Here is a 25,745-nt window from a genome sequence, read left to right as displayed (position 1 = left end):
TAGCATACTTTAGGTAGTGCGACATTCATTTGCTCTTCTATGTACGGTATCATGCATACATGTCTGTTATAGGTTAGTTTATGTGAAGACACTGTATACATTCAAGATAATTGCTCGAAAACCCTTTTTTTCAAAAGATTTTTCTTACAGTCTCCTAAGCATGTTCAAAAATCGACCTCATCATACATTAAAATCCCTAGAAGAAAAACAAGGTGCGTCCGAGTCCGCACCTTGTTTCCTAGTGTTCATTAAGCCGTTTTGCTTTCTTCTACAAGAAGATCAATCGCCTTTTGGATCTTAAGATCTGCTTTAAGATTCTCAACTCCACCTTGAGCAGTGAAAATTGTACGAATCTCTTCAACAGGACGTTGATACATTTCAGCCATTTTTTCTAGCTCATTATCAACATCTTCATCAGATACTTCAATTTCTTCTTTAATAGAGATCGCTTCAAGTACTAGATTTGCTTTTACACGTTTACCAGCATCTTCTTTAAACTGCTCGCGCATTGCTTCTTCGTTTTGTCCAGAGAACTGGTAGTACGTTTCAAGATCCATACCTTGGCTTTGTAGACGTTGACCAAATTCTTGAAGCATACGATCTGTTTCAGTTGTGATCATTGCTTCTGGAATATCAATTGTTGCATTTTCAGTTGCCTGTTCGATTACAGCTTCACGTGTAGCATTTTCTGCTGTATCTTTTTTCTGCTTTTCAAGCTTTTCTTTTACTTCTTTTTTAAGCTCATCTAGAGTTTCAACATTTTCGTTTACATCCTTAGCAAACTCATCATTAAGCTCAGGAAGCTCTTTACGCTTAATTTCGTGTACTTTCACTTTGAATGTAGCAGGTTGTCCAGCTAGATCTTCTGCATGGTACTCATCAGGGAATGTTACTTCAACATCTTTCTCATCTCCAGTTTTCAAGCCTACTAGCTGCTCTTCAAATCCTGGAATAAATGAGTTTGAACCAACTTCTAGAGAGTAGTTCTCTGCCGTTCCACCTTCAAATGCTTCACCATTAGCGAAACCTTCAAAGTCAATAACAGCTGTATCCCCATCTTCAATTGCTCCATCTTCGATTACAACAAGCTCAGCTTGATGACCTTGAAGATGTTTAAGTTCAGCATCAATGTCTTCTTCAGTTACATCTGTTTCTTGAGCTTCTACTTGTAGACCTTTATAGTCACCAAGTTCAACTTCAGGCTTAACTGTTACTGTTGCTTTAAAAACAAGCTCGCTTCCTTTTTCCATTTTCTCGATGTCGATGTCAGGACGATCAACTGGAGTAATTCCAGCTTCATCAACTGCACTTGCATACGCTTCTGGAAGAAGAAGATCTAATGCATCTTGGTAAAGAGACTCTACACCAAACTGCTTTTCAAAAAGACTACGTGGTACTTTCCCTTTACGGAATCCAGGGATATTTACTTTTTTAGATACTTTTTTAAACGCTTCATCTAAAGCTTCTGTTACCTTCTCAGCTTCAACTTCTACTGTTAAAACTCCTTGATTTCCTTCTTGCTTTTCCCATTTTGCACTCATTCGTGTTCCCTCCAACTATATCTTCGTTCTAAAAACGATTGATTTCCGTTATACATGATTGACAACCACACTATTATAACATAAAGCCCTTGCTTTTCAATGGAAGCACTAGAATTAGCAAAAAGCTCTCAAAAACTTTTTTTGATTATGTATGTATTATCTGTCCGTTTCATGAAAGTGAGGTAGACCATGCCTGAAAACTTGACCCTCTAATTCTTCGATAAACTCGATCTTCTTTAGCACGTCTGAACGATTTGTTTTAAACGTCTCCACGATTTCGATTTCATTATAATCACTTGCAATTCGCTCGCAGGCAATAATTGTGAACGCGGCCGCATAACTTCTCTGCTCTGATTCCTCTGGTAAAAACGGAAAAAGAGTTAAGGAGTGTAAGACCATTAGTTGTGTAGACATCTCCATAAGAATGGGATCTTCATGCTCAAGAGACTCTACTAGTAGCTGTTTCATTTTTGAAATAAAATGAGTCAGCTTTCCTTCATTTTTAAGTGTGTCTGGTACAACGACTTGAGTTTGTCCAAGTTTGGTTATCGTTATCTCTTCAACAACATTCCAATCCATTAAAAATTGCAAGGCATAGCTCTGTAATAGCCAATCATTGGTTGAATCTTCTATGTAAGTAATAAAAGCTTCTGTTGCTTGGCGCTGCTTTTTCTTCCCTAGATTTTGTATAGCTTGCCATTCAAGCTCCGGATTCGACGATTGCAGTTTATCTAGCTCTTCTTGTTCAACCTCATCATCTAGTTCTTCTTCAACCAGCGACTGCTCGACACTCGGTAAGCTTTCTGTCATCTGTCTACTAAAATGGAGAAGCTTGTAGAGGCTTTCGGCATGTTGATGCGGGAAGCGGTTTTCAGCTAAGACAGCATCTAACAGCTCAATCACTTCTTCATATCTAGAAAGCTGAACGAGTAATGAAATATGTACCTGCAAGTTTTCAAAATAGTCTCCGCTGTCCTCTCTAAGAAGCTTATCCGTTAAGTTTACTGCTTCTTCTAGCTTACCAAGCTCTACTAAACTGAGCATTTTTCCAAACCGAACTTTTGCGTTTTCCGGTTCAATGGATTCGGCCTGTTCAAAATACTCATGTGCTCTCTTTCCATCCTTTGCTTTCAGAGCATCCATGCCTAGTTCAAGTAGCCTCCGCACCAATCCAGGATAAAGAATAATATTGTTCTGATCGTTCTTGTGAGATTTGTCGGTCATTCGTTTTGCTCCCGCTCTAATTGGACTCATCGTATGTCTAAAGTTAGGTAAAGTGTACCAGTTCACCTTTCCTATTACAAATGCAAAAGCAACCCTTGCTCACTTTAGAAAAACGGAGATACCTTTTGACAAAGATACCTCCGACTTGTATTAATGTACCCTTTAGCGTGCTTCTTCAAACGCTTTGATCTTCTCTTCATGAAGCAGGGTTAATCCGATTTCATCCCAACCGTTTAGCAACATCTTCTTCCAATAAGGATCTATTTGAAAGCTTGCTTCAAATCCTTCACCTTTTACGGTTTGCTCTTCTAAGTCAATTGTCAAGGAATAAAGATCGTTTTCTGCCTTAGCGAGAAGGTCGTTTACTTCTTGTTCAGTTAGGCGAATAGGAAGCATTCCATTTTTCACACAGTTGTTATAGAAGATATCGGCAAAGCTAGGTGCGATAATGATTTTGAAGCCATAATCATTTAATGCCCATGGTGCGTGTTCTCTAGAGGAACCACAGCCAAAATTATTGCCCGCAATAAGTACGGATGCGTCTGCTGCCTCTGGTTTATTTAAAGCGAACTCAGGGTTATCTGAGCCATCAGAAAGAAAACGCCAATCAAAAAAGAGAAACTGTCCGAAGCCTGTTCGTTCTACCCGCTTCAGAAACTGTTTTGGAATGATTTGATCAGTATCTACATTCACACGATTTAGGGCTGCCGTTTGACCTGTATGAATTGTTAATGGCTCCATTTATTTCACCTCTTCTGTTTTAAACGTTCGTACATCTACAAAATGACCAGCAATTGCTGTAGCTGCAGCCATTTCAGGACTTACCAGATGGGTTCTAGAGCCCTTCCCTTGTCTACCTTCAAAGTTACGGTTAGAAGTCGATGCACATCGTTCGCCTTCTGGAACGACGTCAGGATTCATACTTAAGCACATACTACACCCAGATTCACGCCATTCAAATCCTGCCTCGACAAACACTTGATCAAGCCCTTCTTTCTCAGCTTGCTTTTTTACCCTTTGGGATCCCGGTACAACAAGTGCACGAACATGTTCAGCGACTTTTCTTCCTTGAATGATCTCGGCTGCTGCTCGTAAATCACTTATGCGGGAATTCGTACAGGACCCAATGAACACATGTTGTACTTCAATAGAAGAAATTGGCGTTCCAGGAGCTAAATCCATATATTCAAGCGCCTGCTCAATTCCTCTTCTTTCTGAATCAGACTGAGCATGTTCAGGTGATGGTACCACATCCGTTATCCGTACGCCTTGCGAGGGATCTGTTCCCCATGTCACCATCGGTTCAATCTCAGACGAATCAATAATCACTGTACGATCATAAACAGCCCCTTCATCAGTGGCAAGCTCGCTCCACTGATGCTTAACAAGTTCAAAATCCTCACCTTTTGGAACGAATTGACGTCCCTCCAGATAGTCAAAAGTAACTTGATCCGGGCTAATAAGACCTGCCTTTGCACCGGCTTCAATCGACATATTACAGATCGTCATTCGCTCTTCCATTGTTAATCCTCTTATAGCGTCTCCGGTAAATTCAATAATAGAACCCGTTCCTACATCCACACCAAATTTTGAAATGATCGCAAGAATAACATCTTTTGCAGAAATTCCTGTCCCCAATTGACCTGTTATACGCACTTCAAGAGTTTTAGGCTTTGATTGCCATAATGATTGAGTAGCCAGAACATGTTCGACTTCACTAGTACCGATCCCGAATGCAATCGCACCAAACGCACCATGTGTAGACGTATGACTATCACCACAAACGATGGTTTTCCCAGGCTGAGTTAACCCAAGCTCTGGCCCAATCACATGGACAATCCCATTTTCCGGGCTTTTTAAGTCAGCAATCTCAATGCCAAATTCGTTGCAGTTCTCAGCAAGGGTATCCATTTGCTTTCTTGCAATCATGTCCGTAATATCGTAACGGTTCACTGTCGGGACATTGTGGTCCATCGTGGCAAATGTGAGATCCGGACGCCTTACCTTTCTCCCAGCTAGGCGCAAGCCTTCAAAAGCTTGTGGAGACGTTACTTCATGTACAAGATGTAAGTCGATATAGAGTAGACTTGGTTTCCCCTCTTCTGCGGTTACTTCATGGGCATTCCAGATTTTTTCAATGATTGTTTTAGGTGCCATCTGCGATTCCTCCTTTATCTGACATTAGTTCGTTTGTTCGGTACCTATATAAGCTAGAACAGCATCCGTCATCTCTGATGTTGTCACAGACCCTTGATTTCCGTATACTAGGTCAGCTGTGCGCACGCCTGAATCAAGCGCTGCATTGATTGCAGACATCACTGCTTCTGCTTCTTTCTCCATTTTAAACGCGTATTTCAACATCATCGCAACAGATGCAATCGTAGCTAATGGATTAGCCAACCCTTTTCCAGCAATGTCTGGTGCTGATCCATGAATGGGTTCGTAAATTCCTGGCCCCTCTGCACTTAAGCTAGCAGATGGAAGTAAGCCAAGTGAACCTGAGATCATAGATGCTTCATCACTAAGAATATCACCAAATAAATTCTCCGTTACAAGAACATCAAATTGTCGTGGATTACGAATCAACTGCATGGCTGCATTATCAACAAGCATATGTTCAAGCGTCACTTCAGGGAAATCTTCAGCGATCTCATTTGCGATTTGTCTCCATAGGCGGCTTGATTCGAGTACATTTGCTTTGTCTACAGACATTACTTTTTTACCTCTTAGCTCTGCTAATTCAAAGGCCATCCTGATAATTCGTTCAATTTCACTTCGTTTGTAAGATAATGTGTCAACAGCCGCTTCCTCACCATTTACGTCCAAGCGCTCGCTCGGTTCGCCGAAATAAAGACCCCCGGTTAATTCTCTAACAATGAGTAAATCAATGCCTCTTACTACATCTTCTTTAATAGTAGACTCTGAAATCAAGCTATTATAAATCGAGACTGGACGTAAATTTGAAAATAGCTCTAACTCCTTGCGAATTCGTAAGAGCCCTTTTTCTGGACGAAGATGAGCTGGATAGCTATCCCACTTTGGTCCACCAACAGCACCAAGTAGAATGGCATCACTTTCTCTACAACTCTGAAGTGTTTGCTGTGGCAGGGGATCTTCAAATTGATCAACTGCCGTTCCACCTATGGCTGCCGTTTGATAAGTAAATTCATGACCAAAAACGTTTCCGACCTTATCTAATACTCGTACAGCTTCCGTTACAACCTCAGGTCCAATCCCGTCTCCAGGTAAAAGCGTTATCTGTTTTTTCATTGTTTAAATCTCCTATATATTTACCTTATTCGTTTGTTCCTGTTCATAGGCTTTACGGATCAACGTCCGGTTTACAGCATTGATATAAGCTTTAGCCGAAGCTTCCAGTACATCATGTGCTGTACCTCTTCCAGATGACTCAAACCCTGCGTATTTCACTTGTACATAAACTTCCGCTAGTGCGTCGCCGCCACCATTTACTGACTGGATACGATAGTCTTCTAAACTGACAGGTCCTTCAATAATCCGTTCAAGTGTGTTATAAATGGCTTCTACGCTACCTGATCCCGTTGCAGCCTCTTGAGCCATTTCACCTGATGGTAGCTTCATTGTAATGGCTGCTGTTGGAATGTTGTTTGTTCCATAATTGACCTGAACCGTTTGAAGCTCATATGACTCTTGAATCGCATCTGTCATCGTTTCAGTCATTAATGCAAACAAATCATCTTCCGTTACTTCTTTCTTCTTATCACAAAGATCTTTGAATGCATCAAAGATTTGTTGAAATTGCGTTGCGTCGCCTGCAAATCCTAGCTCCGTCAGCTTTTCTTTAAATGCATGTCTACCTGAGTGTTTTCCAAGAACCATAGAGCTCTCATGAACACCAACTAGCTCTGGAGTAATAATTTCGTAGGTTTCCTTGTTTTTCAGCATGCCATCCTGGTGGATACCAGATTCATGAGCAAATGCATTGGCGCCAACAACCGCTTTATTTCCTGGAACCGGCATATTTGCTAACTTACTCACAAGGGAACTTGTGCGTTTAATTTCTTTTAACGTTAAGCCAGTGTCTGCTTTGTAGTAGTCTTTGCGGATATTTAGAGCAACAGCAATTTCTTCAAGTGCGGCATTTCCTGCACGTTCACCAATTCCATTCACTGTACACTCCACTTGACCTGCGCCATTTTGAATAGCTGCCAAGGAATTTGCTACAGCCATACCTAAATCGTTATGGTTATGTGTAGACAACACCACTTTATCAATACTTGGAACATGTTCTTTCATATAAGCAAACATCTTTCCAATTTCATGCGGGGTTGTAAATCCAACCGTATCTGGTAGATTAATAACCGTTGCTCCAGCTTGAATCGCTTCTTCTACTAATCGAGCTAGGAAAGGAAGCTCCGCGCGACTAGCATCTTCTGCTGAAAACTGGACATGAGGGAACTTGGATGCGGCATGTCTGACACTTTGAACCGCTCGCTCTACCAACTGATCAGGTGTCATATTCAGCTTGTATTGCATGTGAATTGGAGAAGATGCAATAAACACGTGAAGTCTTGGCTCTGCACTATCTTTTAAGGCTTCCCATGCAGTATCAATATCTGATTGAACGGCACGAGCCAAGCCAGTGATTGAGCTATTTTTGATGGTACGGGCAATTTGTTGAACGGATTGAAAGTCTCCTTTTGAAGAGGCTGGGAATCCAGCCTCCATAATATCCACTCCAAGGCGTTCAAGCTGTCTTGCAATTTCAAGCTTTTCTTCTAGATTCAAACTGACTCCAGCTGACTGCTCTCCATCGCGCAACGTTGTGTCAAAGACATTAATTTTTCGCACTGCCCACCACTCCTTTTGATTTACCTTTCACAAATGGCATCATTTCACGAAGCTCACGACCTACTACTTCAATTGGATGATTTTTCTCTGCTTCATTGATTGCTGTATACTCTGGACGGTTTGCTTGGTTCTCAAGAATCCAGCCTTTTGCAAACTTACCTGTTTGGATGTCAGACAGAATACCTTTCATCGCTTTTTTCGTTTCGTCTGTTACGATACGAGGACCAGCTTGGAAATCTCCCCATTGTGCTGTGTCAGAGATGGAATAGCGCATCGTTTCAAGTCCACCTTCATACATTAGATCAACGATTAGCTTTAATTCATGTAAACATTCAAAGTATGCAACTTCTGGCTGATATCCAGCTTCTGTTAATGTTTCAAAACCAGCTTTTACAAGGGCAGCTGTTCCACCACATAATACGGCTTGTTCTCCAAATAGATCCGTTTCCGTTTCTTCTTTAAATGTTGTTTCAAGCACACCTGCACGAGCAGCTCCGATTTGTTTTGCATAAGCAAGTGCCGTATCTTTAGCTTGGCCTGTTGCATCTTGGAATACTGCAATAAGTCCTGGTACGCCTGCGCCTTCTTCAAATGTACGACGAACAAGATGTCCTGGACCCTTTGGAGCAACTAAGAATACATCCACGTTAGATGGTGGAACGATTTGGTTAAAGTGAATGTTGAATCCATGAGCAAATACAAGTGCTTTTCCTTCTGTTAGCTCTGGCTCGATTTCATTTTTGTAGATTGTTGGTTGGTGCTCATCCGGAAGAAGGATCATGATTAGATCAGCTTGTGCTGACGCATCTCTTACCGTTTGAACATCAAATCCATCCTCTGCTGCTTTATCCCATGATTTACCTTGGCGCAATCCTACAACAACTTGAACACCGCTTTCGCGAAGGTTTAATGCATGTGCATGACCTTGTGAACCATATCCAATGATTGCAACTGTTTTTCCTTGTAGTAGTCCTTCATTTACATCACCGTTGTAATATACTTTTGCCATTAGAAATCTCTCCTCTTTTTTAAATAGATAATTTAATATATTTGGAATGTCACGTGTTCCTGTTAGTTAATCAAACTAAGTCTGTTTGGATCCGCTATTACCTTTTTAGAGCTACGACTCAGTGCCGTTTCGCCTGTTCTGGCAAGCTCCTTAATCCCATATGGACGAAGGAGATCGATAAGCGCCTCGACCTTTTCATGGTCACCAACCACTTGCAGCGTCATGCTTTCACGCCCGATATCAATGGTCTGAGCACGAAATGTATTCACCAAAGCAGCAATTTCACCTCTCTGTTCAGGAAAGGCAACAATTTTAATGAGAGCAAGCTCCCTGGCGATTATTGACTCATCGGTAATGTCCTTTACCTTTAAGACATCAACCTGTTTATGGAGCTGTTTTAATACCTGTTCAATATTATTCATCGTGTCTACCACTACAACAAATGTCATCCTTGATACAGAAGGGTTTTCCGTTACACCAACGGTAATACTCTCAATGTTATAGTGTCTTCTTGCAAACAATCCGGTGATTCGATTTAAAACACCTGAGCTATTGTTTACAAGCGTAGAAATGGTTCGCTTCATGGTCTAATCCCCTCCATTTCGTGATGTCCTTTCCCTGGACAAATCATTGGATAGACATTTTCTTCTTGAGCCACTCTACAGTCCATCAAGACCGGACCATCGTGTGCAAGCATCTCTTCAATCGCTGACTCCATATCCTTTAACTCTTCGACTTTCATCGCTTTAATAGAATATGCCTCAGCAAGTTTCACAAAATCAGGCTGGATCGGGAAAAGTGAGTTTGAATAACGCTCTCCGTGGAAAAGCTGTTGCCACTGGCGAACCATCCCAAGCGATGCGTTATTAACAATGACAATTTTCACTGGCAGGTTCAATTCCTGTAAAATGGACATTTCCTGTAATGTCATCTGGAATCCAGCGTCGCCGATGATGGATACAACGGTTGATTGCGGTTCAGCAATTTGTGCACCAATCGCTGCTGGGAATCCAAAGCCCATTGTTCCAAGTCCACCTGATGTTACCCAACGGTTGGGCTTATCAAATTTATAGAACTGAGCTGACCACATTTGATGCTGGCCAACATCCGTTGTAACAATGGCTTCGCCTTTTGTTTTTTGATAGATCTTTTCAATCAAATGCTGTGGTTTAATCGTTTCATCCTCTTGCTTATACCAAAGAGGGAAGTCAGTTTTCTTAATCTGAAGACTCGCTTTCCAGTCTGCGTGATCTGCTTGTTCGCCTTGCTCAGCGATTAGCATCTTGAGTGCTTCTTTTGCATCTCCTACAACCGGAATCTGTGTTTCAATGTTCTTCCCAATCTCTGCTGGATCCACATCAATGTGCGCAATCGTCGCGTTTGGAGCAAAGAATTCTAATTTTCCAGTAAGTCGATCATCAAATCGCGCACCAATATTAATTAACAAGTCGGCTTCATGAAGCGCCATATTCGCAGCATACGTACCGTGCATCCCCGCCATACCTAAGTGCAATTCATGGTTACCCGGGAAGTTCCCTAAACCAAGTAGTGTGTTCACAACGGGTATTTGCTGTTGTTCCACGTATTCGTATAGCTGCTCACTTGCTTTAGCGTGAAGGATCCCTGCTCCAGCTAAGATAACAGGCTTCTTAGCTTGTGTAACAGCTTCCGCAAGCTTACGGATTTGTTGGCGATTTGGGATGATTGTTGGTTGGTAGCCAGGAAGATGAACATCTTCGCTATAGTCAAACAACCCAGAATCTTGCGACACATCTTTTGGCAGGTCAATTAGGACTGGACCAGGTCGTCCTGTTGTAGCAATATGGAAGGCTTCTTTGATGATTCTCGGAAACTCTTCAACGGATCTCACTTGAAAATTATGCTTTGTAATAGGCATCGTAATTCCTAGCATATCCGCTTCCTGGAAAGCATCTGTTCCAATCACTGTTTTTGCTACTTGACCCGTTATAACAATAAGTGGAAGAGAATCAATCATGGCATCTGCAATACCTGTCACGACATTTGTTGCTCCAGGCCCAGAGGTTACAACACATACTCCCGGCTTTCCTGAAACTCTAGCGTATCCCTCTGCAGCATGAATGGCCCCTTGTTCGTGCCTTGCTAAAATATGACGAATACCTGTTTTGTAGATTTCATCATAGGTTGGAAGAATCGCTCCTCCTGGATAGCCAAAGATGACTTCAACGTTCTCTTTTGCTAGTGCTTCGATCAGCATTCCTGACCCTGATAATACTTTTGGTGCCTCTTTGTTCTCAATGTTCACAACAAGCTCCTGTTTTTTTGTTTTCGTTGACATCTTTGCTCCTCCTTTTTAGTCCAAAGCGTATGGGAATATAAAAAAAATCTTTCCGCGCCCAACAAGCCACGTTTGTAGCTGAAGGGGCGAAAAGATTAGCTTTTCACGGTACCACCCTAGTTCACCAAAAATCAATTTGGTCTCATGGACAAAGAGTTCTGTCCGTTTTAATAACGAGTGCTGGTACACCCGGTCCACCTAGTAAATCAGCCCTTAGCCGATCGTTCAGTAAGACTCTCAGAGGTGAGTTTCGGAATATCTTCTGCACCGCTTCTCAGCAACGCGGCTCTCTTTAGCAGAAAGAATATTCGTACTTTCCTCATCAACAATTTAACAATTATATTTTCATGACTCCGCCAGTATTTGCAGAGGTTACTAGTTTTGAATAACGGGCTAGATAGCCTTTTTTCACTTTTGGTTCAGGTTCTGTCCAGCCAACCTTGCGGCGAGCTAGCTCTTCTTCATCAACCAATAAATGAATTCCTCGATTTGGAAGATCGATCTTGATTGTATCTCCATTTTCAACAAAAGCAATCGGTCCACCCTCAGCAGCTTCAGGAGAAATATGTCCAATGGAAATCCCTCGTGATGCACCAGAGAATCGTCCGTCTGTAATTAAAGCAACCTTTGTACCAAGTCCTCGGCCTTGAATAGCAGAGGTTGGTGCGAGCATCTCCGGCATTCCCGGTCCACCCTTAGGTCCTTCGCTTCGAATGACAACCACATGTCCTTCTTTTACTTCACCTTTGTTAATTTTCTCTTGTGCTTCTTCTTGAGATTCAAAGACAATCGCTTCACCTTCAAACACTTGAATGGACGGGTCAACTGCACCCACTTTGATAACAGCTCCGTCTGGTGCTAGGTTACCAAACAAGATAGATAATCCACCCACTGGACTATATGCAGTATCTTTGTCTCTTATGACATCTTTATTTGTTACTTCTGCGTGTTTCACATTTTCATAGAGGCTTTTACCAGTTATCGTAATGCGATCCGGATGGACGGCCCCTTCAATCTCGCAGAGTTGTTTGATGATGGCGCTCACGCCACCAGCTTGATGAACATCATCCATTGAGTAATCAGATGCCGGGCTGATCTTACTTAAGTAAGGAATGCGCTCAGCCACTTCATTAATTCGGTTTAGATCATATTCTACTTCCGCCTCGTGTGCGATTGCTAATGTATGAAGAACAGTGTTTGTTGAACCGCCCATCGCCATATCAAGTGCAAATGCATCATCAATCGTTTCTTGAGTAACGATGTCTCTAGGGCGAATATCTTTTTCAATTAGATTCATAAGATGTTTAGCAGCATCCTTGATTAATTGATGACGCTTTTCGGACGTTGCTACGATTGTTCCGTTACCAGGAAGTGCAAGTCCTAGCATTTCCATTAGTGAGTTCATAGAGTTTGCTGTGAACATCCCTGAGCAGGAACCACATGTTGGACAGGCTTGCTGTTCGATTTCAAGTAACTCTTCACGCGTCATTTTTCCAGAAGAAAAGGCGCCGACTCCTTCAAACACTGAAACGAGTGAAAGACTCTGACCGTCTTTCGTACGACCGGCTTCCATCGGTCCTCCTGATACGAAGACAGACGGTACGTTCGTTCGAACCGAAGCCATTAACATTCCCGGAGTAATTTTGTCACAGTTTGGAATGTAGAACACCCCGTCAAACCAGTGAGCGTTAATTACCGTTTCAGCCGCATCACAGATAATCTCACGACTTGGTAAGGAATATCTCATCCCAATATGTCCCATGGCAATTCCATCATCTACACCAATTGTATTAAATTCAAATGGAATTCCACCCGCTTCAATAATAGCTTCCTTGGCAACCTCTGCAAATTTGTTTAAATGCATATGCCCTGGAATAATATCAATATATGAATTGCAGACTCCGATAAACGGTTTGTCCATATCCTCTTCTCTAACACCCGCTGCTCGAAGTAAGCTTCTGTGAGGTGCACGATCGATTCCTTTTTTGATCATATTACTTCTCATTGCTACCCGCTCCCACATCAGTGTAATCTGTTTATTTGGCCACATATAACATTGTCATGGGCATAAACACGTGTGAATCTTCCGTCAACTCTACTTAGAAAGTAAAGTTTAAAAACGTTGTCAGCATTTCTTACGTTGTTTGTTAAAAGTGTTTTGTTATTGAGACTTATCATACGCCTCTTAGTAACGAGGGTCAACCGTTTTTATGAAAATAATTAGATAATTTAGATAGATTCAATTATTGTATGCGGTTACATCCTTGCCAATAAAAAGTTTCAAGATTTCTAAAAATATTGTCATACTTTTCGTAAAAACGGGGATAGTAGTCTTAGGTGATGAAAATGAAACGAACGAAAACCATGTTCCAAAAAATGTCCGAATTAAAGCTGTTCTCTCTTCTGTTCAAGAAAAAGCCACTCACTCATCTCGTCCTCGTAACCGATCATTGGAAACAGTGTCCTGATTCAATGGATAAGAAATTGTGTGAACTTCTTCATCAACGCAATTTTTATCCAACGGCTAACCAGATCATTTATGGTGTGCGCACAAATGTCGCTTTAATTCCTTACAAGCTAGCATTTGTCAAAGCGAGTTCAGAAGCAAAGCAAGAGCGAATTCGCCGAGTACTTCGTAAAAAAGGATGGACGGTATACTTTTACACGCCGGAGAACGTGACAAGTGAAAATCCAAGTTGGCTTCAAACGATCACTTCTGGCTCTAATCAAACAAGAAACGCCTATCTGCAAACGTAATGGCAGATGGCGTTTTTTGTTTGATTCATTTGTCCATATGTTAAACTAAGGAGCCTAGAGAATAGAGAATTTGGGGTGTTTCAACATTGAGCGATCCAAGTATACGTATTAAAAAGATTTGGGAAGATATTCATCTTTTAGAATGTCGTTTTAGAGTTTATGACCATCCATAATAAAGTGACTTTAGATATTTATACAACAAATGCTGACCTTCAAGAGTTAAGACAAGGAATCATTCATTTTAGCCCAGACATAGCAAATGAATTTAGATGGACATCAGGTGCGAACACGGACGACTCGACTCATTATCTGTCTGTTCGATTTTTTAACCATACAAACAGAGGTCATGTGGCGCTTGAAATCATTCTTGATAATAAACAAGAGGTTCCTGAGTCTCTTCATTCACATTTTTATACACTGACAGAGTTGAATCAGCTTGATGACTTTGCGCGGAAACTTAAGATACTAATCAACGAGGAAGCTTCAGAGATAGAAGGTCTATTGGCAACTTTATTATATTTCTTCTAAAACGAAAAACAGCCTCAAGCACCGAAATGCTTGAGACCGTTTTGACAAACTATGTATACATCTTCGTTGACGTCCCAGGAGAGATTCGAACTCCCGACCGACGGCTTAGCTTACCACTATGACTTTCGCCACCAGAGATCTGTTTGTGGTCTGGACTATATCTTCACCATTTCAGGTGCGACACGTATAGTCTCTACGGATCCTCATTGCACATATGTACACTACTCAGCATACCTCTCATACGAGCCTTTCTGCTTGAGTATAATCAATCTGATTACAAGTTTCCTCGGTATTACCAACAGCACATGCTGGTCAGGCTTCACCGATACAGTGTCGTCCACTTTACAGGTTCTTGTTTCCCTGTAAAGGCTCCTAATATTCTTGAAGGCCGTTGCTCTATCCAGCTGAGCTACTGGGACAAAAAAAAGAAAAGCGGGTGATGAGAATCGAACTCACATCATCAGCTTGGAAGGCTGAGGTTTTACCACTAAACTACACCCGCATGGTTTAGATCGCTTTTTAAAAAGTAATATCAGCGACGAATATAAATATACCGTATTTTAAGATGGATGTCAACAGATCATCGAAATTAAACAGTATTTAATTTCGAAAAGTGGAGGGAAGAAGGGTTTGAGGTAGATTTCCGCTCCAGGAGAACCCTCGCACCCACAAGAACGGCCTCAGCCCCTTTCGCGGAAAAGCGCCGCTACAGTGTCTTCACCGCGTTCTGTTCCGTAGGAGTCTCGGGTTCTCCTTACGCTAGTTAGAGTAAAGCTATTCCGATACTCTAAAATTAATACTTCTTACCTACCTTCTTCATTCTCCAACTACCGCTTAAACGTCCCACCAAGCTCTGGCATTTCTTGATCGTCGTACGTGTAGTAAGTGACTTTAATTTCTTGTTCTGTTAATTCACAGATGCAGTAGGTTTGGTCTCTTCTTCCTGATGGTAAGCGAATGCTGCCAGGGTTGATAAAAACAATTCCTTTCTCCTCGAAGCATGTAGCTACGTGAGTATGGCCGAAGCAGGCAACTTTAGCTCCTACTTCTTCTGCTCGGAGCACAAGCGTATTTAGATGACTTTTTACTTGAAACAAGTGTCCGTGTGTGAAGTACATTCGCCCATATTCTGTTTCTTCCATCCACTCTTCCGGAAAAGGCTGACCCATATCGCAGTTCCCTTTTACACCTATCACTCCAGCAAGTGGTCCTTTGTCTGGCTCAAGCTCCGAATCTCCGCAATGAAAGATCTTATCTACATCTTGTCGTTTCCGGTCAAGAAGTTGTTTAAGTTCATTTGTCCAACCGTGACTATCACTTATGATCAAAGCTTTCATGTGTGACCACTCCCTTACAAGTCAAATAAATTTTTGTATTTAAGCAGCTCCTGTATCGCTTTTCCTCTGTGGCTACGTTCATTTTTTTCATCGGATGTTAGCTCTGCCGCCGTCTTTCCGAGTGATGGAACGTAAAAGATCGGATCGTATCCAAAGCCATTCTCTCCTTGGCGACTTGTCGCAATCGCTCCTTCAAATTGTCCCTTAAAGAAAATCGTTTCCTCGTCTGGCTGAGCAACAGCCATGACACATACAAACCGTGCCGTTCGTTGACCTTCGGGAACGTCTTGTAATTCATGAAGCACCTTATCGATATTTGCCTGATCGTCCTTTTGCTCTCCTGCATATCTTGCAGAATACACACCAGGCTCCCCGTTTATTGCATCTATTTCTAAGCCTGAATCATCGGCAATGACCGTTCGATTCAACAGCCTACAAAGTGTTTCTGCTTTGATCGCTGCATTTTCATGAAAGGTCACGCCTGTTTCAGGGATATCTGAAATGGTTGGGTAATCAAGCAACGATTTTACAATCGTTCCTTCCCCTTCAAGCAGCTGCTTAAACTCGTTGATCTTTCCTTTATTTGTTGTTGCAATGATTAATTCAGTTGCCATCTGCTCCCACTCCTTTTGTATCCTGGATACGGTCACTCGTTTGGCCAAGCTTTTCTTTTTGCAGATTAACGAGCTCTTGAATTCCCTTTTCAGCTACATCCAGCATTGCATTCAGTTCAGCTCTTGAAAATACGGCTTCTTCGCCAGTACCTTGAACTTCAACAAGTGCTCCGCTTCCAGTCATGACAACGTTCATATCCACATCAGCTGTAGAATCCTCCGCATAACAAAGGTCTAAAAGGACCTGTTTGGTCTCATCTATTCCGACTGAGATCGCTGCCAAAAAGTCAGTCACCGGCCACTCGGTCATCCGCTCTTCACGCATCGCTTTTTCAAAGGCTAAACACATCGCAACAAAGGCCCCAGTGATGGCTGCTGTTCGTGTGCCTCCATCTGCTTGAATGACATCACAGTCAATCCAAATGGTTTTCTCACCCATTTTATTTAAGTCAACGACCGTTCGCAATGCGCGACCAATCAGACGTTGAATTTCCATTGTTCGGCCTGTTACTTTTCCTTTAGAGGACTCACGAATGGTTCGTTCTGCCGTTGCTCTCGGAAGCATTGCATACTCTGCTGTAATCCAGCCCTTGCCTTTCCCTCTTAGAAATGGAGGAACTCTGTCTTCAAGGCTTGCATTACAAATCACCTTCGTATCCCCCATTGAAATAAGCACAGAGCCTTCTGGGTGTTTTGTAAAATGCATGTCCAGTGTTACATTTCGTAAGTCATTTGTTTGTCTACCATCTATTCGTACCATATGAATCGATCCTTTTCTAATTAAAAAATGAAAAGAGAAGGGCTATCCGCTCCTTCTCTACCTCTATCTATTATAAAGTCTCCCCAAAAAAACGCAAAGGTTAAAGCAAACATTTTTTATAGACTGTGATCATTAACTTGCTTTGGTCTTGAAACAGGTTCAGCTGGCTCGCCTTCTTGATTTAATACAGAGGCTTCTCCATTTACTTCAATGGACACTTTATCAACGCCGTTTTGTTCGGTTAATGTGAGAACCAACATATTTAAAACGTCTTGCGAAACAGCCATATTCTCACTACTTTCTAAAATATGCTCATTAAAATCTAGCGTTAGTGTACCGTCTTTTACCTCAGGATCAGCTAACAGATTCGCTTTTGATTGAATACCTGAAACGAGTGGTGTTCCAATAGACGGTCCATCAATTAACTCATTTACAGCTGTTGTGAGTGCGTCCTCTCCTGCTTCAACCCTTCTTGTGACAGGAACATAATACCGCGAATCTCCCTGATGCCCCATGAAATATAGGACAACCTCTTCACTATTCACCAGATCAACCACTTGATTTGATTCAAGGTTAATTCCATCTGAACGGCTTACTCCGTCCCCGATTGGCGTTTTATTATGTGGCATGACTTCTTGGTCATACCCATTAATACGTATTTGCACTTTATCAACTGAATCGAACTGAGTGAGCGTCCACGTGATTGCTTGTAGAATCTGTTGTTCTTTAGCTGGCTCATACTCCTCAAATTCTGTCGAAAAGTCAGCAACGGCTGTTTTGTCCTCTTCGTTTAAATTCACGGTCACACTTGTTCCAGCTGGGAGAACGGCTTGGAAGCCGCTAGGCAGTAGCTCAGCAACTGGTCCGTCAGCAACTAAATATTCAAGTGATTGCTTCAGCACTCCCTCTTGTTTTGGCAACGTTAACGTTTGTGGAACAACCAGGCCATTTGCATCCAATAAGTACAATTCCCTCTGTACGGTTTCTGCCGACTCTGTTGCTTGCTCGTTGTCTTCTTCTTGAGAGTTTTCATCACTTACCTCATCAACCGTTCCTGCCTCATCTAGTTCAATTTCGTCCGTATCTTCCACGTAGTTAACCTGTGGTTCATCCATTTTCGTTGAAACATCTTTTGAACCTATTGAACACCCGGTTGTCACAAGTGTAGCTGCTAAGATAAGTGGTGCACCCGTTCTTAAGTACTTTCGCATGATTTGTTTCCCTCCCTAGATAGTTTGTACTTTCATGTATACGAGCCTATCCTCAATTTAGACCAGCAAAGTTTAGACAAACTGTTTTTAAGGCAAAAAAAAAACGAAGACCCAAATTGGACCTTCGTTAACACGTGCATCTTTTATTGATCAATTACAATCGTTTCAACCTTACCTACGTCTATTTCTAACCACTGGTTAGCCAATCGTTTAAAAAGCGCTTCTTCCCCTGTTGTATAAAACGTGTGTGCTGGTATTCTCTCTCCAGTATAAGCAGTGTCGCCATGGAACAGAAGGCCACTGACTTCTCTCGCTGTCTCTTCACCTGATGAGATTAAGGTAATGGAAGAGCCAGCCCACCTTTTAATAAGTGGTGCGAGAAGCGGGTAATGAGTGCAGCCTAAGATGAGCGTATCAAACCCTTTACCCGTTAAAGGAGCTAATGTGTCAGCAACAATTTGAATGGCTTCTTCCCCTCCAAAAATACCTTGTTCAACAAGTGGAACAAAAGGCGGACAAGCTAGACTCTCTACTTGAACCGAGCTATTAATGGATGTCAGAGCTTTTGAATAGGCACCACTCTTAATCGTCCCAGTCGTCCCGATGACTGCGACATGCTCCTTTACAGTCGCTTTAAGTGCGCTTGAAGCACCAGGGTAGATCACTCCTACTACAGGAATATTAAGTGTTTTCTTTACTTCCTCTAAAACGACTGCCGCTGCCGTGTTACAAGCAATTACAAGCATCTTTATGTTTTTTGTTTGTAAGTAACGTATCATTTGCCACGTATATGTACGCACTTCTTCCTTAGGACGGGGACCGTACGGACAACGCTTTGAATCTCCTACATACACAATTTCTTCCTTAGGTAACTGTCGCATGAGTTCTTTTGCAACCGTTAATCCACCAAGTCCTGAATCAATGACACCAATCGGTCTATCCACGATGTTTCCCTCAATTTCTTTCTATATCTAAACCATTTTAGGTTGATTTCTTATTTTTAACTGTTTTCATGTGATCCTGGAGTAAGTTCAGGCTCTTCTCAAGCGTATCCACCTGTTCCTGGGAGAAATCAGCTAGAATATCCTCCAGATAGTCCTGACGCTTAACAATCACCTCGTGTATAATCGTTTTCCCCTTTTCAAGAAGGTGAATTCGAACGACTCTACGATCATTTGCATCTTTTACTCGAGCAACCAGTTCACTTTTTTCCATCCGATCAATCAGATCAGTTGTTGTGCTGAAAGCTAAGTACATACTGGTAGAGAGCTCACCAATGGTCATATCCCCTTTTTCTTTTAGCCATTGAAGCGCTACAAATTGGGGGGGAGTGATCGGGAACTGTGAAAGAATGACTCGACCTTTTTGTTTAACCATGTCTGCTACCCTGCGTAAGGAACGTTCAATATCTTCAATTTGCTCATGGGTCATTCATCGCACCTCCTATACATTCCATCTTTTATCTTTAGTTTATTTTCTCTTTTTTCCTATAGGAATTCAAGTGCTTGTGAACAAATGACTTGAAATGTCCATGATCTTAAAACAAATAAAACGGACACCTAAAAGGAGTCCGTTTTATCAACCTGTTACTCAGAAATATAATTCTCACGAACAAGCTTTGCCACTTCGTCTGCTGTATCAAGCTCAAGAGCTTTCTGTGCAAACTCAGCTAATTCTTTTTTAGATAGCTTTAGAAGTTGACTTCTAGCAGGAAGAATCGATGTAGCACTCATGCTAAATTCATCTAAGCCTAAGCCTAGAAGAAGTGGAATGGCTACTTCATCTCCAGCCATTTCTCCACACATTCCTACCCATTTTCCTTCTTTATGAGCGGCTTTAATAACCATCTCAACTAAACGAAGAATCGCAGGATGGTAAGGCTGATACAAGTATGAAACCTGTTCATTCATGCGGTCAGCTGCGAATGTATATTGAATTAAATCATTCGTTCCGATACTAAAGAAATCCACTTCCTTCGCAAATTGAGGAGCTGCTACTGCAGTAGATGGAATCTCTACCATAATACCAACCTCAATTGAATCAGAAACGTCAATTCCTTCTGCAATAAGCTTGTCCTTTTCTTCATTAAGCAAAGCTTTCGCTTGGCGTAATTCTTCAAGAACAGCAATCATTGGGAACATGATCTTAAGATTTCCAAACGCACTTGCACGAAGAAGTGCACGAAGCTGAACGCGGAACAGATCCTGTTGCTCTAGACATAGTCTAATCGCACGGAATCCAAGGAACGGGTTCATTTCTTTTGGAAGATCTAAATATGGAAGTTCTTTATCGCCACCGATATCTAAAGTACGGATAACTACTGGTTTCCCTTCCATACGCTCCACGACTTCTTTATACGCTTCGAATTGCTCTTCCTCAGAAGGAAGATTGTCTCGACCCATATAAAGAAACTCAGTACGGTACAAACCAATACCTTCTGCTCCATTAGCAATAACACCATCTAGATCTTTAGGTGTACCAATGTTTGCAGCAAGCTCAACGTGCTCACCATCTGATGTAGTTGTTTGATCATTTACAAGCTTAGCCCATTCTTCTTTTTGCTTAATGAAATCAGCTTTCTTTTGTTCAAACGAAGCTAACACGTCTTCAGATGGGTTAATCACAACCTCGCCATCAATTCCGTCCACAATTACGATGTCGCCGGTTTGAATGGTTTTCGTGGCTTCCTTTGTACCAACAACCGCAGGAATTTCCAGTGAACGAGACATGATTGCAGAATGCGAGGTCCGACCACCGATATCTGTTGCAAACCCTTTAATAAATAGCGGGTTTAACTGAGCAGTATCTGAAGGAGTAAGATCTTCAGCAATAACAATCGTTTCTTCGCTAATTGTAGCAAGTGATCCAGCTTCAATTCCAAGAAGATGACCAATCACTCGTCTAGAAACGTCGCGAATATCTGATGCACGTTCTTTCATGTATTCATTATCCATATTTTCGAAGATCGTAATAAATTGATCTGCTACTTCATTTAGAGCAAATTCGGCGTTACGTTTCTCATTCGTAATCTTATCCTTAACTGAATCAATAAGCTCAGGGTCACTTAGAACCAACAGATGGGCAGCAAAAATTTCAGCCTTATCTGCTCCGAGGTTTTGTTCAGTTTTATCTTTAATGGCAGACAGCTCTTCCTTTGACACGCTTAGAGCGTTTTCAAAGCGCTCAATCTCAGCACTCGGATTAGATGCTTCTGAAGAGCTGATTGTGAAATCAGGCTCTTCATGCACATAGGCCTTTGCAATAGCAATGCCATGGGAAGCTGCGATGCCAGAAATTACTTGTGGCATGTATTATTCCCCTAACTCGTTTTTGATGATTTCTTCGATTGCAGCAAGTGCTTCGTCTGCATCAGATCCTTCAGCTTTAATTGTTACTTCTGCGCCTTGGCCTACACCAAGAGACATAACGCCCATGATGGATTTAAGATTTACAGACTTACCTTTATAATCAAGTGTGATATCAGAAGAGAATTGACCAGCTTTGTTTACAAGTTGAGTTGCTGGACGTGCGTGAATTCCTGTTTCTGCTGTAATCTTATACGTTTTTTCTGCCATAATGAATCAGCCTCTTTTCTTAAAAATAATTTGAGATTGCAGGTTCTTTCTAGACTTTCAGCTACTATATGCAGAATGTCAGATGAAGCACCTATTTTTGTTCAAAAAAAAGAATAGCATATTACCGTAAAATAGAACAGACTTTTATGTCTGATCAAAAAAAGTTATACCCCATTCATAACCTAAGTACATGTATTTCGCTTCTCTTCTGCAGGAGAAGGATTCATTTAAATAAAACAGAAGCCACGTGTAGCAGTAGATCATGAATAGTATATCATACACAAAATTTAATTATCAATCTTTAGTCCTTAGTGTACAGCCTTTTTTTAAGAACATACGTGAAAACCCATTCCTTTGAATTATTTCTTAGGAATGGGTTAAGTGAAACCTATTCGTATTTTAATGCATCCACCGGTTGAAGCTTAGAAGCTTTGATTGATGGTAATAATCCAAAAATGATTCCTACCAGCATAGAGAAAACAAGTGCGCCAACAATGGCTGAGATTGAGATATAGAATGGCATCTCCATGATATTAGAGATAATCTTTGCTCCACCTATTCCAAGTAACACACCAATAGCTCCACCAACACTTGTTAGCACGATGGCCTCCGTTAAAAACTGAAGGAGGATCATGTAACGCTTTGCTCCGAGAGCTTTTTTAATCCCAATTTCTCTTGTACGTTCAGTGACAGAAACAAGCATAATGTTCATTACACCAATGCCACCAACTAACAAAGAAATACTCGCAATTCCACCAAGTAGGAACGCAAACGCTTGGTTTGCAGCTTCGAGGTCAGCTGTAATGGCTTGAAGATCAGGGATACGGTATTGAGCTGTTTCCATTCCTGATAAATCCGCATTTAACATTCCTGCTGTTAATTGACCTGCCTCTTCGATCGCATCTGGTCCAACCGCTTTAACCAAAATTTGCGTTGGAGCATCATACCCTTCTACAACTGGCCAAATTCCTTTGGAAAGATAAATTTTAGGTTCAGACCAATCTCCGTAATAATAATCACTGTCTGTTTTTCGGTCTGAGAAAACTCCCACGACACGAAACGGCATTCCATTAATATCAATTGATTTGCCAACTGCTTCCGCGCCCTCAAACAGTTCCGTTCGAGTGTCTTCGTTAATCATCACCAGTTGAGAGGATGAGTTAAGCTCATCTTCTGAGAGCATTCTCCCCTCATGAATATCGACAGGAAACAGATCAAAGTACGTGGAATCAACAGCAATTGATTCAGGATAAGACATATTCATTTGATGATAAGCCTGCACTCCTGATCTATGAAACAAGGCGATCGTATCCACAAGTGGGTCAGATGTGATCATTTCTAATGTTTCATCGGAGACAGGTGGCGCTGAGATATAGGTGTCACCACCCCAATAATCTTCTTCTCCACCCATCATCGCATCCTCATACGTCACTTGGATCGTGTTGTTCCCCATCCCGATGATGCTGCTTTTTAACATTTCACTTTGCCCTTGAATCATTGAAACAATTGCGATGATTGCTGCAATTCCAATGATGACACCAAGCATCGTCAGAATCGAACGCATCTTATGAGCAAAAATGGACTGAAAGGACAGCTTAATATTCTCAAGCATGAACAGGCTCTCCTTTCTCTTCTACAAACAACTGCCCATCTCGTATAAAGATGGTGCGATCGGCTTTATCTGCTACTTCCTTGTCGTGTGTAATCATAACAATCGTAATACCTTCATTATTCAATTCTGTAAAAAGATCAAGAATTTGTTCACTCGTTTTTGTATCGAGTGCTCCAGTCGGTTCATCCGCTAAAATAAACGAAGGCTCGTTAACAAGTGCACGCGCAATGGCTACACGCTGTTTCTGTCCACCGGAAAGACTTGAAGGTTTGAAGCTTGCACGTTCAGACAATCCGACTTTGGCCAACACATCGAGTGCTTTTTCACGGCGGACTTTTTTCTTTACCCCACTATAAATTAATGGCATCTCAACATTTTGCTGCGCAGTGAGACGTGGCATTAAATGGAATGTCTGAAAAACAAAACCGATCGAACGGTTTCGAATCTCTGCTAAATAATTATCTTTCCCGGCTAGCATATTCACTTCGTTTAAGTTGTACTCACCAGATGTCGGCTTGTCTAAGCACCCAAGGATGTTCATAAGCGTAGATTTACCCGAGCCCGATGGTCCCATAATGGCTACAAACTCACCTTTTTCAATCGTTAAGTTAATATCTTTTAAAATTGGAACAGAGTCTTTTCCTAGTTTATAAGACTTAAAGATTTTTGATAGCTTAATCATAGAACATTTCCTCATCAAACAAGACAGCCTCGTCTCCTTCAGTTGGAGCTGGATCAGGGTAAGCGACGTAATCATCAACTGTCAGACCACTAATAATTTCTGTAGTGTACATTTCTTCATTCGTTTCGCCAACTTCAACCTCTTGCTTCATCCATGTCATTTCTTCACTAACTTTCCATACATAAGAAAGTCCATCTTCTTCAAAAATAATAAATGAATCTAAAACAATTTGATCCGTTTCCTCTTCTTCGAAATCACCCATCATTGGTTCAACATTAACATGATAGCCAATTTCAAGACCTTCATGTTCGGGTAAAACAACGGTGAACGGATACTTGGACGTTTGTGGATTACTTTCTTCATAGTAGCCACCATAGCTGTCTTCTTCACTTGAAACAGGCAGTTTTCCGATTTCAGTGACCGTTCCAACCCATTCGCCTTCTTGTCCATTTTTTGCCGTTACTAATACTTCCGATCCTTCTTCTAGTGTACCGATTAGTAGTTCATTAATTTGACTTTTAATTAAGTAATCCCCATTAGTTATAATTTGAATAAACGGTGCATTGGCTGCTTCGTTTTGTGCTCCATCAGCAATATCTGCATTAATCGATTGAACAATTCCAGTTGTTTTACTAACAACGACATTGGCGTTTGTTTCACTTGTTTTCTTAAGCGCATCTAAACGTTTTTGAGTTTGACCCGTTTCTAGGTTGATCACTTTTAGATCATAGTTTGCCTGATCAAGTTCTTCCTGAAGCATTTCCTTTTCTTCTTTTTCAGCATTCTTGATTGACTTGGTTAACTTATCAATCTTTTTTTGAGTTTGATTGATTTGAAGATAGGCCATTTCCAGTTCCATTTGTGTTTGCTCAATCTCCAGGCTTGTATCCTCTACTTCAACAGGCTCATATTCAAAAAGTGGATCTCCTTCTTGAATCTCGTCCCCTTCTTGTACAAACGTTTCTTTAATTTTTCCAAGTTCCGGATTCATAAAAACTTTTTCTTGCTTTTCTGCTTCAATCTTTCCAGTGAATGCTTGCATTGGATAGGCTTCCATACCCATCCCTAAATCTCCAACTCTCATTGGAAAAATTTCGCCTTCACCATATTCTGCATTCGCTGCATTCGCATTTGTAAAATGCCAAACACCAAATCCTGTACCTCCAACAACCAGTACACTTGCTAAGACAATACCTGATACAATCAAAGCTCGTTTGCCCAATTCTTTCGCCCCTTAAATGTTCAAAATTATTCCATTTGTTTTATTATCAGTGAGAATCCAAGATTAGGCAATATCAAAACAGTAAAATAAATCTAATATTTTTATAAAGTTTATAAAATTACACACAAATCCCCATAATTCTTTCTGAAAATGCTTGCAGAAAGTGTCGCACCAATCGTTTTCCTTTTTCATATACTGTCATGACTTAACCCTTACCGGAATACCGGTAGCTCTAGCCCGAGCATGAAGGAGTGAACTCATTGAAAGGAGCAGAATTCGGACCTAAACCTTTACTTACAAAAAGGGAACGTGAGGTATTCGAACTACTCGTTCAAGATAAGACGACGAAGGATATTGCTCAAGACCTATTCATCAGTGAAAAAACTGTTCGAAATCACATTTCTAATACAATGCAAAAGCTTGGAGTAAAGGGGCGCTCTCAAGCGGTCATCGAACTCATTAGATTAGGTGAATTAACAATATAATGCTTGCACGAAAAAAAAGACTGGAGTCATTGACTTCAGTC

24 protein-coding genes, 1 tRNA gene and 1 other annotated feature are annotated in these 25,745 nt (G+C 41.3%); of the genes, 3 read left to right on the top strand and 22 right to left on the bottom strand.

Annotated elements, in window-relative coordinates; genetic code table 11:
- Positions 1–248 precede the first annotated feature (248 nt).
- The 10 genes from tig to ilvD all read right to left on the bottom strand — a co-directional run bounded on the left by tig (position 249) and on the right by ilvD (position 12,926).
- A complete protein-coding gene (tig, locus tag JNO66_RS16150) occupies positions 249–1,541 on the bottom strand; it encodes a trigger factor (protein ID WP_203089820.1) in 1,293 nt (430 codons plus the stop codon).
- A gap of 156 nt (positions 1,542–1,697) precedes the next feature.
- Entirely contained in the window at positions 1,698–2,795 is a 1,098-nt protein-coding gene (locus JNO66_RS16145) for a tetratricopeptide repeat protein (RefSeq protein ID WP_210340911.1), read from the bottom strand.
- Between the two features lie 132 nt (positions 2,796–2,927).
- The gene (gene leuD, locus JNO66_RS16140; RefSeq protein WP_203089815.1) at positions 2,928–3,506 is read right to left on the bottom strand and encodes a 3-isopropylmalate dehydratase small subunit; all 579 of its coding nucleotides are present in this window, start codon (positions 3,504–3,506) and stop codon (positions 2,928–2,930) included.
- The gene (gene leuC, locus JNO66_RS16135; RefSeq protein WP_203089812.1) at positions 3,507–4,922 is read right to left on the bottom strand and encodes a 3-isopropylmalate dehydratase large subunit; all 1,416 of its coding nucleotides are present in this window, start codon (positions 4,920–4,922) and stop codon (positions 3,507–3,509) included. It abuts the gene before it with no gap.
- 24 nt (positions 4,923–4,946) lie between these two features.
- Positions 4,947–6,035 (bottom strand): 3-isopropylmalate dehydrogenase, encoded by a 1,089-nt coding sequence (leuB, locus tag JNO66_RS16130; RefSeq protein WP_203089809.1) that lies wholly within the window; start codon positions 6,033–6,035, stop codon positions 4,947–4,949.
- Positions 6,036–6,047: 12 nt separating this feature from the next.
- Positions 6,048–7,595 carry a 2-isopropylmalate synthase gene (locus tag JNO66_RS16125; RefSeq protein WP_203089806.1) on the bottom strand — a complete coding sequence of 516 codons (1,548 nt, stop codon included), beginning with the start codon at positions 7,593–7,595 and terminating at the stop codon, positions 6,048–6,050.
- Positions 7,582–8,604 carry a ketol-acid reductoisomerase gene (ilvC, locus tag JNO66_RS16120; RefSeq protein ID WP_203089803.1) on the bottom strand — a complete coding sequence of 341 codons (1,023 nt, stop codon included), beginning with the start codon at positions 8,602–8,604 and terminating at the stop codon, positions 7,582–7,584. The genes JNO66_RS16125 and ilvC overlap by 14 nt, the downstream gene beginning before the upstream one ends.
- A gap of 62 nt (positions 8,605–8,666) precedes the next feature.
- On the bottom strand, positions 8,667–9,188 hold the full coding sequence (gene ilvN, locus JNO66_RS16115) for an acetolactate synthase small subunit (RefSeq protein WP_203089800.1): 522 nt from the start codon (positions 9,186–9,188) through the stop codon (positions 8,667–8,669).
- Positions 9,185–10,921 carry an acetolactate synthase large subunit gene (gene ilvB, locus JNO66_RS16110; protein WP_203089791.1) on the bottom strand — a complete coding sequence of 579 codons (1,737 nt, stop codon included), beginning with the start codon at positions 10,919–10,921 and terminating at the stop codon, positions 9,185–9,187. Before ilvB ends, ilvN begins: the two co-directional genes overlap by 4 nt.
- A 79-nt stretch (positions 10,922–11,000) precedes the next feature.
- Positions 11,001–11,256: a binding site (T-box leader), on the bottom strand.
- Positions 11,257–11,258: 2 nt separating this feature from the next.
- Positions 11,259–12,926, bottom strand: a complete 1,668-nt coding sequence (ilvD, locus tag JNO66_RS16105) for a dihydroxy-acid dehydratase (RefSeq protein WP_203089789.1) — start codon at positions 12,924–12,926, stop codon at positions 11,259–11,261.
- A 341-nt stretch (positions 12,927–13,267) separates the two neighbouring features.
- On the opposite strand from ilvD, the gene JNO66_RS16100 reads away from it, so the two are divergent.
- On the top strand, positions 13,268–13,678 hold the full coding sequence (locus tag JNO66_RS16100) for a hypothetical protein (protein WP_203089788.1): 411 nt from the start codon (positions 13,268–13,270) through the stop codon (positions 13,676–13,678).
- A gap of 159 nt (positions 13,679–13,837) precedes the next feature.
- A complete protein-coding gene (locus JNO66_RS16095) occupies positions 13,838–14,206 on the top strand; it encodes a hypothetical protein (protein WP_203089786.1) in 369 nt (122 codons plus the stop codon).
- A 431-nt stretch (positions 14,207–14,637) separates the two neighbouring features.
- Here the strand turns inward: JNO66_RS16095 and JNO66_RS16090 are convergent.
- The 12 genes from JNO66_RS16090 to JNO66_RS16035 form a co-directional block, all read right to left on the bottom strand.
- A tRNA-Gly gene (locus JNO66_RS16090) sits at positions 14,638–14,708 on the bottom strand.
- 325 nt (positions 14,709–15,033) lie between these two features.
- Positions 15,034–15,543 carry a metallophosphoesterase family protein gene (locus JNO66_RS16085; RefSeq protein WP_203089784.1) on the bottom strand — a complete coding sequence of 170 codons (510 nt, stop codon included), beginning with the start codon at positions 15,541–15,543 and terminating at the stop codon, positions 15,034–15,036.
- Between the two features lie 14 nt (positions 15,544–15,557).
- Positions 15,558–16,157, bottom strand: a complete 600-nt coding sequence (locus JNO66_RS16080; RefSeq protein ID WP_203089782.1) for an XTP/dITP diphosphatase — start codon at positions 16,155–16,157, stop codon at positions 15,558–15,560.
- Complete coding sequence (gene rph / locus JNO66_RS16075; protein WP_203089781.1) at positions 16,147–16,917, bottom strand: ribonuclease PH; 771 nt, start codon at positions 16,915–16,917, stop codon at positions 16,147–16,149. Before rph ends, JNO66_RS16080 begins: the two co-directional genes overlap by 11 nt.
- Positions 16,918–17,033: 116 nt before the next feature.
- The gene (locus JNO66_RS16070) at positions 17,034–18,128 is read right to left on the bottom strand and encodes a GerMN domain-containing protein (RefSeq protein WP_203089779.1); all 1,095 of its coding nucleotides are present in this window, start codon (positions 18,126–18,128) and stop codon (positions 17,034–17,036) included.
- Between the two features lie 143 nt (positions 18,129–18,271).
- Positions 18,272–19,072 carry a glutamate racemase gene (gene racE / locus JNO66_RS16065; RefSeq protein WP_203089777.1) on the bottom strand — a complete coding sequence of 267 codons (801 nt, stop codon included), beginning with the start codon at positions 19,070–19,072 and terminating at the stop codon, positions 18,272–18,274.
- A 37-nt stretch (positions 19,073–19,109) separates the two neighbouring features.
- Positions 19,110–19,559: a MarR family winged helix-turn-helix transcriptional regulator gene (locus tag JNO66_RS16060; protein WP_203089774.1), complete on the bottom strand. Its 450-nt coding sequence runs from the start codon at positions 19,557–19,559 to the stop codon at positions 19,110–19,112.
- A 155-nt stretch (positions 19,560–19,714) separates the two neighbouring features.
- Positions 19,715–21,436, bottom strand: coding sequence for a phosphoenolpyruvate--protein phosphotransferase (gene ptsP / locus JNO66_RS16055; RefSeq protein WP_203089772.1), 1,722 nt, complete (start codon positions 21,434–21,436; stop codon positions 19,715–19,717).
- 3 nt (positions 21,437–21,439) lie between these two features.
- A complete protein-coding gene (locus JNO66_RS16050) occupies positions 21,440–21,703 on the bottom strand; it encodes a phosphocarrier protein HPr (RefSeq protein WP_203089770.1) in 264 nt (87 codons plus the stop codon).
- Positions 21,704–22,091: 388 nt separating this feature from the next.
- On the bottom strand, positions 22,092–23,315 hold the full coding sequence (locus tag JNO66_RS16045) for an ABC transporter permease (protein ID WP_203089768.1): 1,224 nt from the start codon (positions 23,313–23,315) through the stop codon (positions 22,092–22,094).
- Entirely contained in the window at positions 23,308–23,997 is a 690-nt protein-coding gene (locus JNO66_RS16040) for an ABC transporter ATP-binding protein (RefSeq protein ID WP_203089766.1), read from the bottom strand. The genes JNO66_RS16045 and JNO66_RS16040 overlap by 8 nt, the downstream gene beginning before the upstream one ends.
- A complete protein-coding gene (locus tag JNO66_RS16035; protein ID WP_203089764.1) occupies positions 23,990–25,219 on the bottom strand; it encodes an efflux RND transporter periplasmic adaptor subunit in 1,230 nt (409 codons plus the stop codon). Before JNO66_RS16035 ends, JNO66_RS16040 begins: the two co-directional genes overlap by 8 nt.
- Positions 25,220–25,479: 260 nt before the next feature.
- Here JNO66_RS16035 and JNO66_RS16030 point away from each other — a divergent pair, with 260 nt between their 5' ends.
- Positions 25,480–25,704: a helix-turn-helix domain-containing protein gene (locus tag JNO66_RS16030; RefSeq protein WP_143846335.1), complete on the top strand. Its 225-nt coding sequence runs from the start codon at positions 25,480–25,482 to the stop codon at positions 25,702–25,704.
- The last annotated feature ends 41 nt before the right edge of the window (positions 25,705–25,745 follow it).

Origin of the sequence: Alkalicoccobacillus gibsonii, from assembly GCF_016798245.1 — a bacterium.
Classification (GTDB): domain Bacteria; phylum Bacillota; class Bacilli; order Bacillales; family Bacillaceae_D; genus Alkalicoccobacillus; species Alkalicoccobacillus gibsonii.
Note: the sequence above shows the minus strand (reverse complement) of the source record. Positions and strands in the feature narration are given on the sequence as shown.

Excerpts from the sequence above, each read along its gene's own strand:
- tig (WP_203089820.1), bottom strand. The coding sequence starts at position 1,541 with ATGAGTGCAAAATGGGAAAAGCAAGAAGGAAATCAAGGAGTTTTAACA.
- JNO66_RS16145 (WP_210340911.1), bottom strand. The coding sequence starts at position 2,795 with ATGAGTCCAATTAGAGCGGGAGCAAAACGAATGACCGACAAATCTCAC.
- leuD (WP_203089815.1), bottom strand. The coding sequence starts at position 3,506 with ATGGAGCCATTAACAATTCATACAGGTCAAACGGCAGCCCTAAATCGT.
- leuC (WP_203089812.1), bottom strand. The coding sequence starts at position 4,922 with ATGGCACCTAAAACAATCATTGAAAAAATCTGGAATGCCCATGAAGTA.
- leuB (WP_203089809.1), bottom strand. The coding sequence starts at position 6,035 with ATGAAAAAACAGATAACGCTTTTACCTGGAGACGGGATTGGACCTGAG.
- ilvC (WP_203089803.1), bottom strand. The coding sequence starts at position 8,604 with ATGGCAAAAGTATATTACAACGGTGATGTAAATGAAGGACTACTACAA.
- ilvN (WP_203089800.1), bottom strand. The coding sequence starts at position 9,188 with ATGAAGCGAACCATTTCTACGCTTGTAAACAATAGCTCAGGTGTTTTA.
- ilvB (WP_203089791.1), bottom strand. The coding sequence starts at position 10,921 with ATGTCAACGAAAACAAAAAAACAGGAGCTTGTTGTGAACATTGAGAAC.
- ilvD (WP_203089789.1), bottom strand. The coding sequence starts at position 12,926 with ATGAGAAGTAATATGATCAAAAAAGGAATCGATCGTGCACCTCACAGA.
- JNO66_RS16100 (WP_203089788.1), top strand. The coding sequence starts at position 13,268 with ATGAAACGAACGAAAACCATGTTCCAAAAAATGTCCGAATTAAAGCTG.
- JNO66_RS16095 (WP_203089786.1), top strand. The coding sequence starts at position 13,838 with ATGACCATCCATAATAAAGTGACTTTAGATATTTATACAACAAATGCT.
- JNO66_RS16085 (WP_203089784.1), bottom strand. The coding sequence starts at position 15,543 with ATGAAAGCTTTGATCATAAGTGATAGTCACGGTTGGACAAATGAACTT.
- JNO66_RS16080 (WP_203089782.1), bottom strand. The coding sequence starts at position 16,157 with ATGGCAACTGAATTAATCATTGCAACAACAAATAAAGGAAAGATCAAC.
- rph (WP_203089781.1), bottom strand. The coding sequence starts at position 16,917 with ATGGTACGAATAGATGGTAGACAAACAAATGACTTACGAAATGTAACA.
- JNO66_RS16070 (WP_203089779.1), bottom strand. The coding sequence starts at position 18,128 with ATGCGAAAGTACTTAAGAACGGGTGCACCACTTATCTTAGCAGCTACA.
- JNO66_RS16060 (WP_203089774.1), bottom strand. The coding sequence starts at position 19,559 with ATGACCCATGAGCAAATTGAAGATATTGAACGTTCCTTACGCAGGGTA.
- ptsP (WP_203089772.1), bottom strand. The coding sequence starts at position 21,436 with ATGCCACAAGTAATTTCTGGCATCGCAGCTTCCCATGGCATTGCTATT.
- JNO66_RS16050 (WP_203089770.1), bottom strand. The coding sequence starts at position 21,703 with ATGGCAGAAAAAACGTATAAGATTACAGCAGAAACAGGAATTCACGCA.
- JNO66_RS16045 (WP_203089768.1), bottom strand. The coding sequence starts at position 23,315 with ATGCTTGAGAATATTAAGCTGTCCTTTCAGTCCATTTTTGCTCATAAG.
- JNO66_RS16040 (WP_203089766.1), bottom strand. The coding sequence starts at position 23,997 with ATGATTAAGCTATCAAAAATCTTTAAGTCTTATAAACTAGGAAAAGAC.